The organism is Phyllobacterium sp. GQ127 (assembly GCF_059758635.1).
Genome location: NZ_JCAXDZ010000048.1, coordinates 1 through 233, shown reverse-complemented (window position 1 = coordinate 233; position 233 = coordinate 1). Strand labels below are relative to the sequence as shown.

The following is a 233-nucleotide window of genomic DNA, read 5'->3' as shown; positions in this document are numbered from 1 at the left end:
ACCCCTGAACCGTCGCATCCGAAAGACCGGCAAGCTTCGTCGTTGCTGCATCCGCACCAACCTTGGCCGCATCCGCCGTCGTCTTTACTGTCGCAAGATTGCCGGTGACTGTCTTGACTGACTGGTCAACCGTGTCACCAAGCTTCTTTGCAGAAGCGTCAATGCTCTTTTGAACCGTATCGTCCGAAAGGCCCGCAAGCTTCGTCGTTGCTGCATCCGCGCCAATCTTGGCT

General features: G+C 56.7%; 1 protein-coding gene. It reads right to left on the bottom strand.

Annotation, left to right across the window (positions count from 1 at the left end; genetic code table 11):
* A partial coding sequence (locus AC6CHM_RS25215) for a hypothetical protein (RefSeq protein WP_498176098.1) occupies positions 1-233 on the bottom strand: 233 nt, incomplete at both ends.